Annotated in this window: 10 protein-coding genes; 3 read left to right on the top strand and 7 right to left on the bottom strand. The window is 55.8% G+C overall.

All coding sequences use genetic code 11. The features are described from left to right. Positions 1-57 precede the first annotated feature (57 nt). Entirely contained in the window at positions 58-1,281 is a 1,224-nt protein-coding gene (locus tag D6851_RS12115) for an NADP-dependent isocitrate dehydrogenase (protein ID WP_120325156.1), read from the top strand. Between the two features lie 209 nt (positions 1,282-1,490). Here the strand turns inward: D6851_RS12115 and D6851_RS12110 are convergent, their stop codons facing one another. Continuing rightward, positions 1,491-2,576, bottom strand: a complete 1,086-nt coding sequence (locus tag D6851_RS12110; protein WP_120325155.1) for an AI-2E family transporter — start codon at positions 2,574-2,576, stop codon at positions 1,491-1,493. Between the two features lie 112 nt (positions 2,577-2,688). Here D6851_RS12110 and D6851_RS12105 point away from each other — a divergent pair, with 112 nt between their 5' ends. Both D6851_RS12105 and D6851_RS12100 read left to right on the top strand, forming a co-directional pair. Next, a complete protein-coding gene (locus tag D6851_RS12105; protein ID WP_120325154.1) occupies positions 2,689-3,783 on the top strand; it encodes an AbrB family transcriptional regulator in 1,095 nt (364 codons plus the stop codon). A 264-nt stretch (positions 3,784-4,047) separates the two neighbouring features. Then, positions 4,048-5,814: a cation:proton antiporter domain-containing protein gene (locus tag D6851_RS12100; RefSeq protein WP_120325153.1), complete on the top strand. Its 1,767-nt coding sequence runs from the start codon at positions 4,048-4,050 to the stop codon at positions 5,812-5,814. Positions 5,815-5,884: 70 nt separating this feature from the next. On the opposite strand, the gene alaS is transcribed toward D6851_RS12100, so the two are convergent. The 6 genes from alaS to smpB form a co-directional block, all read right to left on the bottom strand. Then, positions 5,885-8,554: an alanine--tRNA ligase gene (alaS, locus tag D6851_RS12095; protein WP_120325152.1), complete on the bottom strand. Its 2,670-nt coding sequence runs from the start codon at positions 8,552-8,554 to the stop codon at positions 5,885-5,887. Positions 8,555-8,654: 100 nt separating this feature from the next. Continuing rightward, positions 8,655-9,485: a class I SAM-dependent methyltransferase gene (locus D6851_RS12090; protein ID WP_120325151.1), complete on the bottom strand. Its 831-nt coding sequence runs from the start codon at positions 9,483-9,485 to the stop codon at positions 8,655-8,657. Between the two features lie 80 nt (positions 9,486-9,565). Further along, the gene (gene recA, locus D6851_RS12085; protein WP_120325150.1) at positions 9,566-10,636 is read right to left on the bottom strand and encodes a recombinase RecA; all 1,071 of its coding nucleotides are present in this window, start codon (positions 10,634-10,636) and stop codon (positions 9,566-9,568) included. Positions 10,637-10,754: 118 nt separating this feature from the next. Beyond that, positions 10,755-13,196, bottom strand: coding sequence for a hybrid sensor histidine kinase/response regulator (locus D6851_RS12080; protein ID WP_238474074.1), 2,442 nt, complete (start codon positions 13,194-13,196; stop codon positions 10,755-10,757). Beyond that, complete coding sequence (locus D6851_RS12075) at positions 13,196-13,753, bottom strand: DUF2062 domain-containing protein (RefSeq protein ID WP_120325149.1); 558 nt, start codon at positions 13,751-13,753, stop codon at positions 13,196-13,198. Before D6851_RS12075 ends, D6851_RS12080 begins: the two co-directional genes overlap by 1 nt. Positions 13,754-13,854: 101 nt before the next feature. Next, entirely contained in the window at positions 13,855-14,337 is a 483-nt protein-coding gene (smpB, locus tag D6851_RS12070) for an SsrA-binding protein SmpB (RefSeq protein ID WP_120325148.1), read from the bottom strand. Positions 14,338-14,575 lie beyond the last annotated feature (238 nt).

Raw genomic sequence — 14,575 nt, 5'->3', positions numbered from 1 at the left:
GTTGCCCCCGTACACAGCGCGGCAAGTAGAAAACCAAGGCAGACAGGAATCCCGCATATGGAGAAGATTAAGGTCAAAAACCCCATCGTGGAGATCGATGGCGACGAGATGACGAAGATCATCTGGGCATGGATTCGTGAAAGGCTGATCCAGCCCTATCTCGATGTCGATCTCAAATATTTCGACCTGTCGATCCAGAAGCGTGACGAAACGGATGACCAGATCACCGTCGACGCTGCCAATGCGATCAAGGAACATGGCGTTGGCGTGAAATGCGCCACGATCACCCCCGACGAAGCGCGTGTGGAAGAGTTCGACCTCAAACACATGTACCGCTCCCCCAATGGCACGATCCGTAACATTCTGGGCGGCGTTGTATTCCGCGAACCGATCGTGATCGACAATGTGCCGCGCCTTGTTCCGGGCTGGACCGATCCCATCGTCGTTGGCCGTCACGCTTTCGGTGACCAGTATCGCGCCACCGATTTCCGCGTTCCGGGTCCGGGCAAGCTGCGTCTTGTCTTCGAAGGCGAAGATGGTGAAGTAATCGACCGTGAAGTGTTCCAGTTCCCGAGTTCGGGCGTCGCTATGTCGATGTATAATCTGGACGATTCGATTCGTGACTTTGCTCGCGCATCCTTCAATTACGGGCTTGATCGTGGCTGGCCGGTTTATCTGTCCACCAAGAACACGATCATCAAAGCTTATGACGGACGCTTCAAGGATCTCTTCGAGGAAGTGTTCGAAACCGAAGGCTTCAAGGAAAAATTCGAAGCTAAGAAGATTTGGTACGAACATCGCCTGATCGACGATATGGTCGCTTCCGCCCTCAAGTGGAGCGGCAAATTCGTCTGGGCCTGCAAAAACTATGACGGTGACGTACAGTCCGATATCGTCGCGCAGGGTTTTGGCTCACTCGGCCTGATGACATCGGTTCTCATGTCTCCCGACGGCAAGACCGTGGAAGCCGAAGCTGCCCATGGCACAGTGACCCGTCACTATCGCCAGCATCAGGAAGGCAAGTCGACCAGCACGAACCCGATCGCTTCGATCTTCGCCTGGACCCGCGGCCTGAAATATCGTGGCATTTTCGACGAAACACCCGATGTTGTGCGCTTCGCCGAAACGCTTGAAAAGGTCTGTGTTTCCTGTGTCGAAAGCGGCAAGATGACCAAGGATCTCGCGCTTCTGATCGGTCCTAACCAGAACTGGATGACCACCGAGCAGTTCTTCGCAGCCATTGTGGACGGGCTCGAAGCCGAAATGGCCAACTGGGCCTGATCCCACACCGGCTTACGCCGATTGCAAACAGGCCCTGCGGTTCAGTCGTGGGGCCTGTTTTCTTTTATGTAGGCCAGTTCCCTCTGGCCCACTTCACTTTCAGGCTCGATCTCAAGGCTGTCACGATAAGACTTTTCCGCTATTTCCGTTCCGACGCCCCTTCCTGTTCCGACAGTGAATGCTCCTTCGGTTCATTAAGCGAGCATAAGTCAGTCAGCCGGTTCTTCGCCCATGCCTTCACGGGCAACGGTAATATTCTTGCCCAGCAGTGTGCGCACATAGACTCGCTGGATAATAACGAAAAGCACAATAGTAAGCGGTGCAGCCAGCAGAACCCCCAGCGAACCGAACAGCATACCGGCGCCGAGAACCGCAAAAAGCAGCACAGCAGGTGGCACATTCACCGCCTGTTTCTGGATCATCGGCTGGAGGAAGTTACCCTGTAATTGCTGAACCACCAGGAATAAACCGACAGTCCACACAGCCGTCATGGGAGAAACGGTAAAGGCCAGCAGAACTGCCGGTACTCCGGCTATGATCGGCCCAACCATCGGAATAATATCGAGCAGACCGGCAATAAGCCCCAGCCCGCCCGCAGCGGGAACGCCGAGAACTGCAAGCCCCGCCCAGGTCAATATTCCCACCAAAATGGAGGAAAAAAGCTGTCCGATCATCCAGCCGCGCAATCCGCGCCAGGCATCATCGAGAACCTGACCAGTGACAGTTTCCGCGGCGCGCGGCACCAGTAATACCAGTCCACGGCGATAAACTGCCGGATCGCCAGCAATGAAGATGGCACCGACAAAAACGAGAACCAGATCGGCAATCCCGTTGCCTGCCGCCAGCAGATACCCGCCGGCCTTGGCGATCAATCCGGAAAAATCGCTACTGCCCTGACTCACAAGATTACGTGCGCTTTCTCCGAGCCCGAACCGATCGAGTAAATCCTCGACCTGTTCCATGGCGCCGGGCAAACTGTCCCTGATCGTGTCGAATTCGCTCACCATCTGCGAGCCAAACAGGATGAAAGCCCCAATAAAAACCGCCACAAGTACGAATACGGCACAGATCAGTGCGCCGGCCCGGGGCAAACGAGTCCAGCGGGCGATAAGACGTGTGAGCGCATCGAAAATCACTGCCAGCACCGTGGCGGCAAAAATCAGCATGACGAAACGCGTCAGATCGACCAGCACCAAAGCCACGCCCAGTATCGCCAACAGCATCACCGCCGCTGCGGCGACCCGCCCCATCGTCCATACCTGCCCTGCCCGGCTCTTATCTGCATCGCTATTCATAGATTATTCCCCGACGAGATGGCCCGCCCTGTTTCTCCATCCTGTTGTGGCACAATTTGCAAAGCTGCCATATGGACAATCTATCCGCCCGTCGCGAGAAACCGGACCGTGAATGCCTGAAACGCCCGCCGACCTGCCTCAACCAACGGCATTGACGCGACTGCCTTACATAGTGCGCTGGATCGTGCTGGCAGGCACGTCAGCCCTGATATGCGCTATCTTTATGGCGCTTCACGTTCCCGCGGCTTTGTTGCTCGGTTCCATGATCGCCGCTGTAACACTTGCCCTCAAGGGAATCAGGCTGAGTTTACCTGAGCGGTCGCATATCTTTGCCCAGGTCGTTATCGGCTGCCTGATTGCTGAGAGTCTTTCTGCAAATGCCATGGCTGCCTTTATTCAGCAGGCTCCTCTGCTGTTGGGAATCATTCTGGCTACTATCGGCGTGACCTCTCTGGTCGGCTATATTCTGGCGCGAATGGAAATCTTGCCCGGAACCACTGCTCTGTGGGGCAGCTCTGCCGGTGCAGCCAGCGCCATGACGCTAATGTCCGAAGAATTCGGGGCCGACCCGAGGCTCGTTGCCTTCATGCAATATGTCCGTGCCATGGCAGTCGCCGGACTGGCATCGATCATTACCACACTGGTTGTTCACGCTACGGGAAATGTCCCATCCGATATCGATCCCGATCAGGTTTCTTCTTTTCTGCATATCTCAGTTGCCATGCTAATCGCCACAGCTGCAGCCAGCATAGCCGTGTTTCTGCGTATTCCCGCAGGTGCCTTACTTGGCCCGCTTCTGGTAATGGGCAGCCTGAAACTGGCAGGTTTTCTGAATGTCACGATGCCGATCTGGCTGCTCATCCCCGCCTATCTCATAATCGGCTGGCGGATCGGTCTCGGTTTTACACGGCAGGTTCTGCGCCATGTCTCGCGAGCCCTGCCCGCGATCATGCTATCCACCGCGTTACTGTTGTTATTCTGCGCTTTGCTTGCGCTCGCACTGGTCTTTTTGCTCGATGTCGACCCGTTAAGCGCCTATCTGGCAACGAGCCCGGGAGGGGCAGACTCGATCGCCATTATCGCTGCGACCAGCAATGTCGATGTGCCGCTGGTCATGTCGATGCAGATGACCCGCCTTATTCTGGTCGTTATTCTTTCCCCTTTCCTTGCCCGTATTCTGGCCAAAAGGCTGACATCTGCGAAATAAAGCTTAAGGGCGAGCCGGAAGAACGTAAAATTCATGCCCGCCTGCTGCGCTTGTTTAAAGCTCTGTCGGGATCGGGCCGGAAAAACCTGTTTAAACCCATTCTGTATCGCACCTTGTGAGCAGATCACCCAAAGGGGCTTGCCTCACCACAACGGGGCAGACATTTTGCATAACCAGACAAGCCCGGTTTCCGCTCGACATCCGATAGCATAATACGTCTCCCGGATAATGAACCCGATCACAATGGAATGACAAAGAAAATATATGCACGGCGAACTCAATTCCTCTGTCCTGTCCGATGCGCTGGTCATTCTTGGCGCAGCCGGCATTGTGATCCCGCTTTTCGCCCGTTTTCGTATCACGCCTATTATCGGTTTCATTCTGGTCGGCCTGCTGGTCGGCCCCTACGGCCTTGGCCGGATGGTGCTGGATTATCCGTGGCTCGTCCATGTCACGATCAGCGAACCCGAGGCGCTCGATCCCTTCGCTGAATTCGGCATTATCCTTCTCCTTTTCACTATCGGGCTGGAACTGTCCTTCAATCGTCTGTGGGCCATGCGAAAACTGGTTTTCGGCCTCGGTGCGCTCGAATTGCTGACGATCTCAATGCTGATAACGGCCATGCTGTGTATGCTCGGCCAGTATTGGACGGGGGCTCTCGGGCTTGGACTCGCTCTGGCCCTCTCCTCCACAGCGCTGGTCCTGCCAATGTCCGGCACACAAAGCCCTGTCGGCCGTGCGGCCCTTTCCATGCTTTTGTTCGAAGATATCGCCATTGTGCCGATTATTTTCCTGCTCGGCGCCCTGGCCCCTTATGCCGATGCCGGTGGACTGGAAGGTCTGGTGGATACGCTATGGATGGGTCTGGCTGTCGTCGCTGCAATGATGATCGTCGGTCGCTATGCCCTGCCCCGTCTATTCGCTCAGGCAGCGCGAACCAAGAGCCCCGAAGTCTTTCTCGCCGCATCGCTACTCGTAGTCATCGGCTCCAGCCTTGCCACCTCGGCTGTGGGCCTTTCGCCTATCGTGGGGGCACTGATCGCCGGCTTGCTGATTGCCGAGACCGAATATCACAATGAAGTCGAAAGTATCATGGAGCCCTTCAAGGGCCTCGCACTCGGGATTTTTCTGCTTACCGTCGGCATGGGTATTGATCTGGCCACCATCTGGAACAACCTCGCTCCCATCGCCATCGCCGTAGTGTCGGTTCTGGCGCTCAAAGCCTTGGTGACAGGTATCCTCCTGCGCCTGATGGGCGCGCGCCGCGGCACCGCCACCGAGACTGGTATTCTCATGTCCAGCCCCTCGGAAACGACGCTCATCGTGCTGGCTGCAGCTGCGCAAGCTATGCTGATCCAGCCCGGAACAGCACAATTCTGGCAAATCGTCACCGCCATTGGCCTTACCATCACGCCCCTTCTCGCCCTGCTCGGCCGATTGGTAGCCAAGAGGGTCGAGCCTTCTCCCGATCTGTCGGAGTTCAGGGACGATGAAAGCACCCATCGTGTCATCATTGTCGGTTTCGGGCGTGTCGGCCGGTTAGTAGCCGATATGCTCGCATCCCATGACAAGCCCTATGTAGCCATCGATTTCGATTCCGATATGGTGGAACAGGCCAAGCGGGAAGGGTACAATGCTGTGTTTGGCAATGCTTCACGCAATGATGCTTTGAGCAAGCTGGAAATCGATACCGCACCGGCAGTCATCCTGACGATGGACGAACCGGTTCTGGCGCAGCAACTGACCCGTAAACTGCGCAATAACTATCCCGACTTGCCGGTTATTGCCCGTGCACGTGATGGTGCCCATGCAGCCGAACTCTATCGCAATGGCGCAACACATGCCGTGCCCGAAACGCTGGAAGCCTCGCTCCAGCTTTCCGAAGCGGTGCTGGTCGATCTGGGAGTGGCGGTCGGTCCGGTGATCGCATCGATCCACGCCAAACGAGATGAATTCCGCAAGAGTATTCAGGAAGGCGGAGAGCTGGATTACACACCGCAATTGCGGACCAGAACAGCAGACAGCGCCTGATTCCGTTATAAAAAAGCCCGGCTCCTCTTCAGAGCCGGGCTTTTTTCTCCATAGAGAAGCCGGGTTGAAATCAACTCACCTTTTCGCCGGCCAGCTCTGCCTTAACTGCAGCCAGCGCATCGTCAGCCTTCGAACCTTCCGGTCCGCCACCCTGCGCCATATCGGGGCGGCCACCGCCGCCCTTACCGCCCAGTGCAGCTACACCCGCACGCACCAGAGCAACCGCATCGAAGCGATCGGTCAGATCGTCAGTCACCGCCACGGCAAAGGCAGCACGGCCATCATTGACTGCCACAATAGCGGCAACACCGGAGCCCATACGCTTTTTCGCATCGTCAAGCAGACCGCGCAGATCCTTCGGATTGAGACCCTGAAGCACCTGGCCCGAGAAAGTGACGCCGCCAATATTCTCATCTTTTGATGCATCGGCCGCACTACCGCCGCCAAGAGCCAGTTGCTTCTTCGCTTCGGCCAGTTCCTTTTCGAGCCGCTTACGCTCCTCTACCAAAGCGCTAGCGCGGGCCTCAGCGTCCTCTGGGGTGGTCTTCAGCACCCCGGCGATCGATTTGAGCGCCTCTTCACGCTCCACCAGCCATTGCCTTGCAGCCTCACCGGTCAGTGCTTCGATACGACGAACGCCGGACGATACGGCACTGTCGGAAATGATACGGAACAGGCCGATATCGCCCGTTGCACGAACATGCGTACCACCGCACAGCTCGATCGAATAATTTTTCCCCGAACCGTTCCAGTTGCTGCGCCCCATGGAAAGAACACGCACTTCCTCGCCATATTTTTCACCGAAAAGCGCCATGGCACCAGCTTCGATAGCGTCATCCGGGCTCATCAGACGCGTATTAACATCTTCATTATGACGGATTTCTTCGTTCACTTCGGCTTCGATAGCCGCAATGTCCTCCACCGTCAGCGGTTTGGGATGCGAGAAATCGAAACGCAGACGGTCTTCTGCCACCAGAGACCCTTTTTGCGTAACATGATCGCCAAGACGATTACGCAAGGCCGCATGGACAAGGTGAGTGGCCGAATGGTTGGCCCGAATACGATCCCGCCTCTCTGCATCGACAGCAAGATGCACCGTATCGCCTTTTGCAATGCCCCCTTCTTCGATCACACCATGATGCGCATGCAACCGGCCCAGCGGTTTGGTCGTATCGGTAATTGCGATCCGCAGCCCTTTGTCACCGGTGACGAGGCCCGTATCGCCCATCTGACCGCCGCTTTCGCCATAAAAAGGCGTCTGGTTGGTCAGCAGGGTAACTTTCTGCCCTGCCTCCGCACTGTCCACTTCCTTGCCGTCAACGACCAGCGCAACCACATGGCCATCGCCCGCCGTAGCAGAATAGCCGGTGAACTCAGTAGCGCCTTCGCGATCGGCAATATCGAACCAGACTTCACTATCGGCAGCCGCGCCGGAACCCTTCCACGCTGCGCGCGCCGCAGCTTTCTGCTGCGCCATAGCGGCATCGAATCCTTCACGATCAACATCAAGGCCACGTTCACGCAGTGCGTCGACCGTCAAATCGTATGGGAAGCCATAAGTATCGTAGAGCTTGAATGCGGTTTCACCGGGCAAAGCCGACCCGTCAGCCATGCCGCGCGTTTCTTCATCGAGCAGACGCAGACCCTTTTCCAGCGTCTGCCGGAAACGGGTTTCTTCACGCTCCAGCACTTCCTGAATCAACGGTTGTGCACGGGTAAGATCCGGATAGGCCTGCCCCATCTCAGTGATGAGCGCCGGCACCAGACGATGCATCAAGGGGTCCTTTGCCCCCAGAAGATGGGCGTGGCGCATGGCGCGGCGCATGATCCGACGCAGGACATACCCACGTCCCTCATTAGAAGGCAGAACGCCATCGGTGATGAGGAAACTGGTCGAGCGCAAATGATCGGCAATTACCTGATGGCTGGCGCGCTGCTCTCCTTCCGCACGAGTTGCGGTCAGATCCTCACTCGCAGAAATCAGATTGCGGAATGTATCGATATCGAAAACGTTCTGGCGCCCCTGCAACACTGATGCAATCCGCTCGAGTCCCATGCCGGTATCGATACTGGGATGCGGCAGGTCGCTGACAATTTCGTCATTGGCCTGCAAATGCTGCATAAAAACCAGATTCCAGATTTCGACGAAGCGATCACCGTCTTCTTCTGGTGATCCCGGCGGACCACCGGCAACGTCAGGGCCATAATCCCAAAAAATTTCCGAACACGGACCGCATGGACCATCCGATCCCATGACCCAAAAATTATCCTTAGTGGCAATGCGAATAATCCGGTCTTCCGGCAAACCCGCAATCTTGCGCCAAAGATCGAAAGCTTCATCATCCGTGTGATAGATTGTCACAAGCAGGCGTGACGGATCGAGACCGAACTCTTTGGTTACAACATGCCAGGCATGGGAAATTGCCTGTTCCTTGAAATAGTCGCCAAAACTGAAATTGCCGAGCATTTCAAAGAATGTCAGATGGCGTGCGGTATACCCTACATTATCGAGGTCATTATGCTTGCCCCCGGCGCGCACGCATTTCTGCGAGGTGGTAGCTCGCGGCGCCGGTGGATTTTCCAGACCGGTAAAAACATTCTTGAACGGGACCATGCCCGCGTTCACAAACATCAGGGACGGGTCGTTATACGGGACCAGCGGAGCGGACGGCACTTTCTCATGGCCTTGCGAGGCGAAATAATCGAGAAAGGCGCTGCGGATGTCGTTCGTCGAGTACATGGGGCGGAATTAGGCGGTGGAGCCGCCCAGGACAAGCGGATTTGACCGCTTAGGCTCACCAATTCTCCCGATCAGACGAAAGACTGCCGCAAATTGGCCTCTATCGCTTTGTCGCAGAGACAATCCAGACTGCCGCAGGCAGGGAAACGATGCCGTCAGAACAGTTTTTCATGGCAATTTCGCGAATCCCTTCACGTAATCGCTCTTTTTCCATTGTTTCCATCTGCGCCATAGCGCGTGCTGCCGGACCGATCGTAGTGAAATAGGTGACTGCGTCGAGAACAGCATCACGACCTTCCCCGGCGATAGCGGGATAGTCATAGGCTTCGAAAGCGATATCGCCCCAGCCCCCGTCCTGCAAAATCGAACGAACACGATCCTTATCCGCAAAAGCGAAAGGCCCCGGTGCGGTCGGATCAGTAACCATCCTGTCCGGAGCAGGCAGCAATTCACTCATTTTTGTGAAGAAAGGATTTTCATCGGTGGATCGAAAACAGGAGAAAACCAGCCTGGCTGCCGGAGCCGCAACATCAGCAAGGTGACCGAAGGCTGAAGATGGATCGTCGAAAAACATCACACCATGGCGAGAGATAAGCAAATCGGGTGCAAAGCCGTCCTCTGCCTGCCAACGCAACGCATCCATGTTGACGAAAGTGACATTCGCGCCTTCTGCCCGTGCACGCTGACGGGCAATTTCGATTAAGCTCGGGGAAATATCGAGACCGACAATCTTAATTTGCGGATGAGATTTGGCGAGAGCGATGGCCGTTTCCCCTGCCCCGCAACCAATATCGAGAATGCGAGAAGAAGGCTGCCCGGCAATACGCGTGAGGAGATGCGGTGTAAGACGGGAGAAACTGAGATCGGTGCGCTGCCATTCTTGCGCCCATTTATCTCCCATCCGTGCTTGCCATTCATTCTTATCCGGCATGCGATATCACTTCCTGCAACAGAAAAGGGGGGCAGAGTGTTACGCTCTGCCCCCTCATTAATCAATATTGCAAATCACTATCAGTCTTCGCCATCATCCTTGTCAGGTCCGGTCATCATTTCCTCGGCCACCTCATCGGTCTTACCCCGGATAGCATTTTCAAGCTTGTCACAGACTTCCGGATTGTCCCGCAGATATTTCTTGGCGTTTTCGCGGCCCTGCCCGATCCGGATCGAATCGTAGGAAAACCAGCTTCCTGACTTTTCGACCAGACCGGCTTTGACACCAAGATCAAGAATTTCCCCGATCTTGGAAATACCTTCCCCATACATGATGTCGAATTCGACCTGCTTGAAAGGGGGAGCCACTTTATTTTTCACTACTTTCACGCGTGTCGCATTGCCGACAATTTCATCGCGATCCTTGATCTGTCCGGTACGGCGAATATCAAGGCGAACCGAAGCGTAGAACTTCAGAGCATTACCACCCGTCGTGGTTTCGGGATTGCCGTACATCACACCGATCTTCATCCGGACCTGATTGATAAAGATCACCATGCAGCGCGAGCGGTTGATCGAACCGGTCAGCTTACGCAGCGCCTGGCTCATCAAGCGGGCCTGAAGGCCGACATGACTATCCCCCATTTCGCCTTCGATTTCAGCGCGCGGTACAAGAGCGGCAACCGAATCCACGACCAGCACATCAATCGCATTGGAGCGTACCAGCGTATCGGTAATTTCGAGCGCCTGCTCCCCGGTATCAGGCTGCGAAACGATCAGTTCATCGATATCCACGCCCAGCGCTTTGGCATAGACAGGATCCAGCGCGTGTTCGGCATCGACGAAAGCAGCCGTACCGCCTGTCTTCTGTGCCTCGGCAATGGCATGTAACGCCAGTGTCGTCTTGCCCGAGCTTTCCGGCCCGTAAATTTCGATAATCCGGCCCCGCGGCAATCCGCCAATACCAAGCGCAATGTCCAGACCGAGCGAGCCCGTGGACACCGATTCGATCTGCATGGCTTCGCGACTGCCCAGTTTCATGGCAGACCCTTTGCCGAAGGCCCGGTCTATCTGGGCAAGTGCGGCATCGAGCGCTTTCTGACGATCCACGTTGCTTTCCTTAGCTTCAACCACTTTGAGATTTGCAGCCATGACATGACCTCCGTCGGTTTCCTAGGGGGGAGCCCCAATTCATCAACTGGAAAGCTGTGTACTCAATTTGTTCCAAAAGAACAAGAGAAGAACACCATTGTGTCACATCAGGACAGAATCAACCTTGCCCGCCATGCAGAATTTCTCCCACTTTGACCGCAATCTGCTGAACTGAAAAAGGTTTGGGAATGAAATGCATTCCATCAATGTCGATTTCCCGGCGCAACTGCTCCTCAGCGTAACCGGACATAAAAAGTACCGGTAAATCGGGTGCGAGCTTGCGAATTTCACGCGCCATGGCCGGCCCGTCCATACTCGGCATTACCACATCGCTGACCACCAGATCGAACGGCTCCCCGCCAGCCCTGACGATTTCAAGCCCTTCATCACCATCCTCGGCTGAAATAACGGTATAGCCTTGCCGGACAAGTGCCCTCTCAGCGACGGCGCGCACCATATTTTCATCCTCGACGAGCAGGATACGGCCACCACCCGACCATTCGCTTGCCTCTTCCGATTCCACCACCGGATCAGTCTCCGCTTCGCCACCTTCGTAGACCGGCAGATAGATCAAAAAACGCGCGCCTTGCGCCTTACCGTCCGAACCGGGAACATTATCCGCAAAAATAAACCCACCCGATTGCTTAACGATGCCATAAACGGTGGAGAGGCCTAAACCGGTTCCCTTTCCCTGCTCTTTCGTAGTGAAGAAAGGCTCAAAAATCTTCGGCAGATAGGCCGCCGGTATCCCTCCCCCGGTATCCTCAGCAATCAACACGGTATAATCCCCGATGGGAATTATGTCGCTGCGCATCCGGCGGATATCGGCAGCGCTGACACAGTGAGTCGTAAAACTCAGTGTACCGGTGGCATGTTCGCCCGCCTTATCCTGTGACTGGATGGCATCGCGGGCATTCACTGCGAGATTGATAATAACCTGCTCAAGCTGGCGCGGATCGGCGCGCACCGGCCCAAGATCACGATCGTGATGCGTTTCGAGCGTGATCTTGGCACCGAGCAGTCGTTTCAGCAATTGCGACACTTCGGAAATGATATCAGGTAATTGCAGCACTTCGGGCTGCAAAGTCTGCTGACGAGAAAAAGCCAGAAGCTGCCGTGTCAGTGAAGCCGCACGGTTGGAATTGGCTTTGATCTGCTGGATATCGTCATAATCGCTATCGCCGGGAATGTGACGCAGCAACATCAGATCGCAATAGCCAATGATCGCGGTCAGCACATTATTGAAATCATGAGCGACGCCGCCGGCAAGCTGCCCGACTGCCTGCATCTTGGTTGCCTGCGCAACCTGACGGCGCAACCGATTCTCTACCGTCGTATCGGCCAGGCAAAGCAGTACCGCCGGCTCGCCCATGCCGCGAATACCGGCGAGCCGCAGCGAAACGGGTTCGTCAGGTTCAGTCCGCAAACGAATGGCCATATCGCCACTATTGACCAGACCTTGCCCATAGCGGCGCACCGCATCGGATATGGCCGCTTTGTCTTCTTTTACGACGAGATCCGACGGATAAGGCGGTAAATCGGCCTTCTCTACACCGGAGGCCCGACGGAAGGCGGGATTGGCGAACAGAAACCGCCCGTCGCGATCCGCCATCGCGAGGCCAAGCGGCAATTGCCCAAGCAAAGCTTCAAGCTGCGTTCCCTGCGCAGCATTCTCACTGCCCCAGCCGCCAATTCCCACACCGGTATCGAGCAGCAGCATCAGACTGGCTGCATGTGCAGTATCTGTATCCGGATCTGACGGATCGATTAGTGGTACCTGCACCAGCGTTTGAGGACTGCCTTCGCGCCCTTCGCGGCTGTAATAGATCCGCTCCCGATCGTCGCTACGCAAAAGCGCAACAAAATCCTGGCCAACCAGACTGGCCGACTCATCGCCACATGCACGCCGGGCGAAACCCTGATTGACGGCTATGATCGCTCCCTCAGGACCAACTACAGCCAGTTCCAGCCCGGCATGGGACATCATCTCGCCAAAACTGTCCCGCAGGCGACGTGAAATAACGATTTTGGGGTCATCCCTGGCAGTCGACGTAAAACGCCAAACCAGATATTCGTCACTGCGCCCTGCCCGTTCGGCTTCTGCCTCCCACTTGCCTTTATCACCAGCGACAATGATGCCACCATCGCGTCCATCCCGCCAGGCGGACCGGGCCAGTCGCGACAAAGCCTCAACCGATTCCGGATTGAGCGGCAGCCGCGGTGGGGCATGAGCCGATCCGAACCATTCATCGAACTTTGCACTGGCGCAGATCAAGCGCCCTGCCCGATCGGTAATAGCAATGGCACGATCATCCTGTTCCATGGCCACAAGCGCAACAGACCAGTCGGCAGTCATAGTCGTTTCGCTCTGCACCACCGGCCGTCGACGGAGCAGAGCCAGCGCCATGAGTCCTAATACGACCAGCCCGCCAGCATAGGAAACGGATACTAACAGGCTTCCGGTAATCAGAAAAATCAGCGCAACGCTGACCAGCGCCGCCGCTGCAATCAGCACCGTGTCAGCCATAGGCGGCTGGCCGTTATCGGCAAGAAGCTTCATTATTCCGCCGCGGTAAAGGCCGAATATTGTCCGAGACGCCTCTGGCGCCGCCGCATAACAATGCCACGCCAGACGACAATCGAAATCAGATAGCCCAGAATCGCCGCGACCAGAGAAATGACGAAGAGCCCGGTAATAAGAGCCGGTGCTGCGTCAGACAGCAACCAATGCGTCCATTCCCCCAGAGTTGCGCCATCGGTCATCAATGCACGGAAAGAGGCCATATCGGAATGAAATCCCATCGCGCTGCCGAGCCAAAGCGCCGCTGCCACAATCAACGGTGTCGTAGCGGGATTGGACAAGAACGTCATCGCTGCAGAGAGGGGAATATTGGCACGGCAAGGCACGCACATCAGCGCGGCCCCTACCATTTGTACACCCGGTATCATAGCGAAGATGCCGACGAACAGGCCGATGGCCACTCCGCGCGGAACCGACCGGCGCGTCAACCGCCACAATTCGGCACGGTGCGCAAGATGACGCACATAGCGGCTCTCGGCGAGCTGCTCTCGTGTCGGCATCTGGTTGCGTGCCCATTTGCTAAGGCGGCGTTTCATAATTCTCCCATTACACCAAAGCCGATTCTATGAAAGATACCATGCCACGAACCGGCTGAACGGATCGTTTAATTGCATGAAACTTTCTTCCCGTTACTCATCTATCCTTTTTCACGCATGATCCGCGCCTTGTCACGCTTCCAGTCACGATCCTTGATCGTAGCGCGTTTATCATGCGCCTGCTTGCCCTTGGCGAGCGCGAGTTCAACCTTGGCCCGGCCTTTGCCATTGAAATAGATCGACAGGGGTACCAGCGTCATCCCCTTGCGCTCCACTGCACCATGCAAGCGATTTATTTCACGCTGATGCAGCAGCAATTTGCGCGGACGTTTCGGCTCATGGTTGAAACGGTTGCCATGGCTGAATTCGGGCACATTCGAATTGACCAGCCAGGCCTCGCCGCCCTTTACCTCAGCATAGCTTTCAGCAATGGAACCTTCACCAAAGCGCAGGCTCTTCACTTCGGTTCCGGTGAGTGCAATGCCCGCCTCGAAGGTTTCCTCGATGTAATAATCAAACCGCGCCCGCCGATTCTCGGCCACGGTCTTGTGCTTGTCAAAAGTGGAAGGTTTGGGACGTGCCATAATTGGATGGCATGTAGGGCGCCTGCACGAAAAGCGAAAGATGCAGGATGAGAAATCCGCATCTTCCTGCGTATTGCAGCATTCCCTCATAATGGATTCGCTCCATAGAGCGACTTCAACACATCAAACAACGAACCGGATACTGCAAAGAATAAAAGTAAGGCTTGCTGTCCGCTCCTTCAAATGCAAACAATAACCTTGGGTAAAACCCGGGGGAAATAGTGCTCAGTATAAGAAA

The organism is Altericroceibacterium spongiae, assembly GCF_003610805.1.
Lineage (GTDB): Bacteria > Pseudomonadota > Alphaproteobacteria > Sphingomonadales > Sphingomonadaceae > Altericroceibacterium > Altericroceibacterium spongiae.
This window is presented reverse-complemented; position numbering and strand designations above follow the sequence as displayed.

What these genes read in the sequence shown, in the direction of transcription:
- D6851_RS12100 (WP_120325153.1), top strand. Translation starts at nt 4,048, where the DNA reads ATGCACGGCGAACTCAATTCCTCTGTCCTGTCCGATGCGCTGGTCATT.
- D6851_RS12090 (WP_120325151.1), bottom strand. Translation starts at nt 9,485, where the DNA reads ATGCCGGATAAGAATGAATGGCAAGCACGGATGGGAGATAAATGGGCG.
- smpB (WP_120325148.1), bottom strand. Translation starts at nt 14,337, where the DNA reads ATGGCACGTCCCAAACCTTCCACTTTTGACAAGCACAAGACCGTGGCC.
- alaS (WP_120325152.1), bottom strand. Translation starts at nt 8,554, where the DNA reads ATGTACTCGACGAACGACATCCGCAGCGCCTTTCTCGATTATTTCGCC.
- D6851_RS12075 (WP_120325149.1), bottom strand. Translation starts at nt 13,753, where the DNA reads ATGAAACGCCGCCTTAGCAAATGGGCACGCAACCAGATGCCGACACGA.
- D6851_RS12115 (WP_120325156.1), top strand. Translation starts at nt 58, where the DNA reads ATGGAGAAGATTAAGGTCAAAAACCCCATCGTGGAGATCGATGGCGAC.
- recA (WP_120325150.1), bottom strand. Translation starts at nt 10,636, where the DNA reads ATGGCTGCAAATCTCAAAGTGGTTGAAGCTAAGGAAAGCAACGTGGAT.
- D6851_RS12110 (WP_120325155.1), bottom strand. Translation starts at nt 2,576, where the DNA reads ATGAATAGCGATGCAGATAAGAGCCGGGCAGGGCAGGTATGGACGATG.
- D6851_RS12105 (WP_120325154.1), top strand. Translation starts at nt 2,689, where the DNA reads ATGCCTGAAACGCCCGCCGACCTGCCTCAACCAACGGCATTGACGCGA.
- D6851_RS12080 (WP_238474074.1), bottom strand. Translation starts at nt 13,196, where the DNA reads ATGAAGCTTCTTGCCGATAACGGCCAGCCGCCTATGGCTGACACGGTG.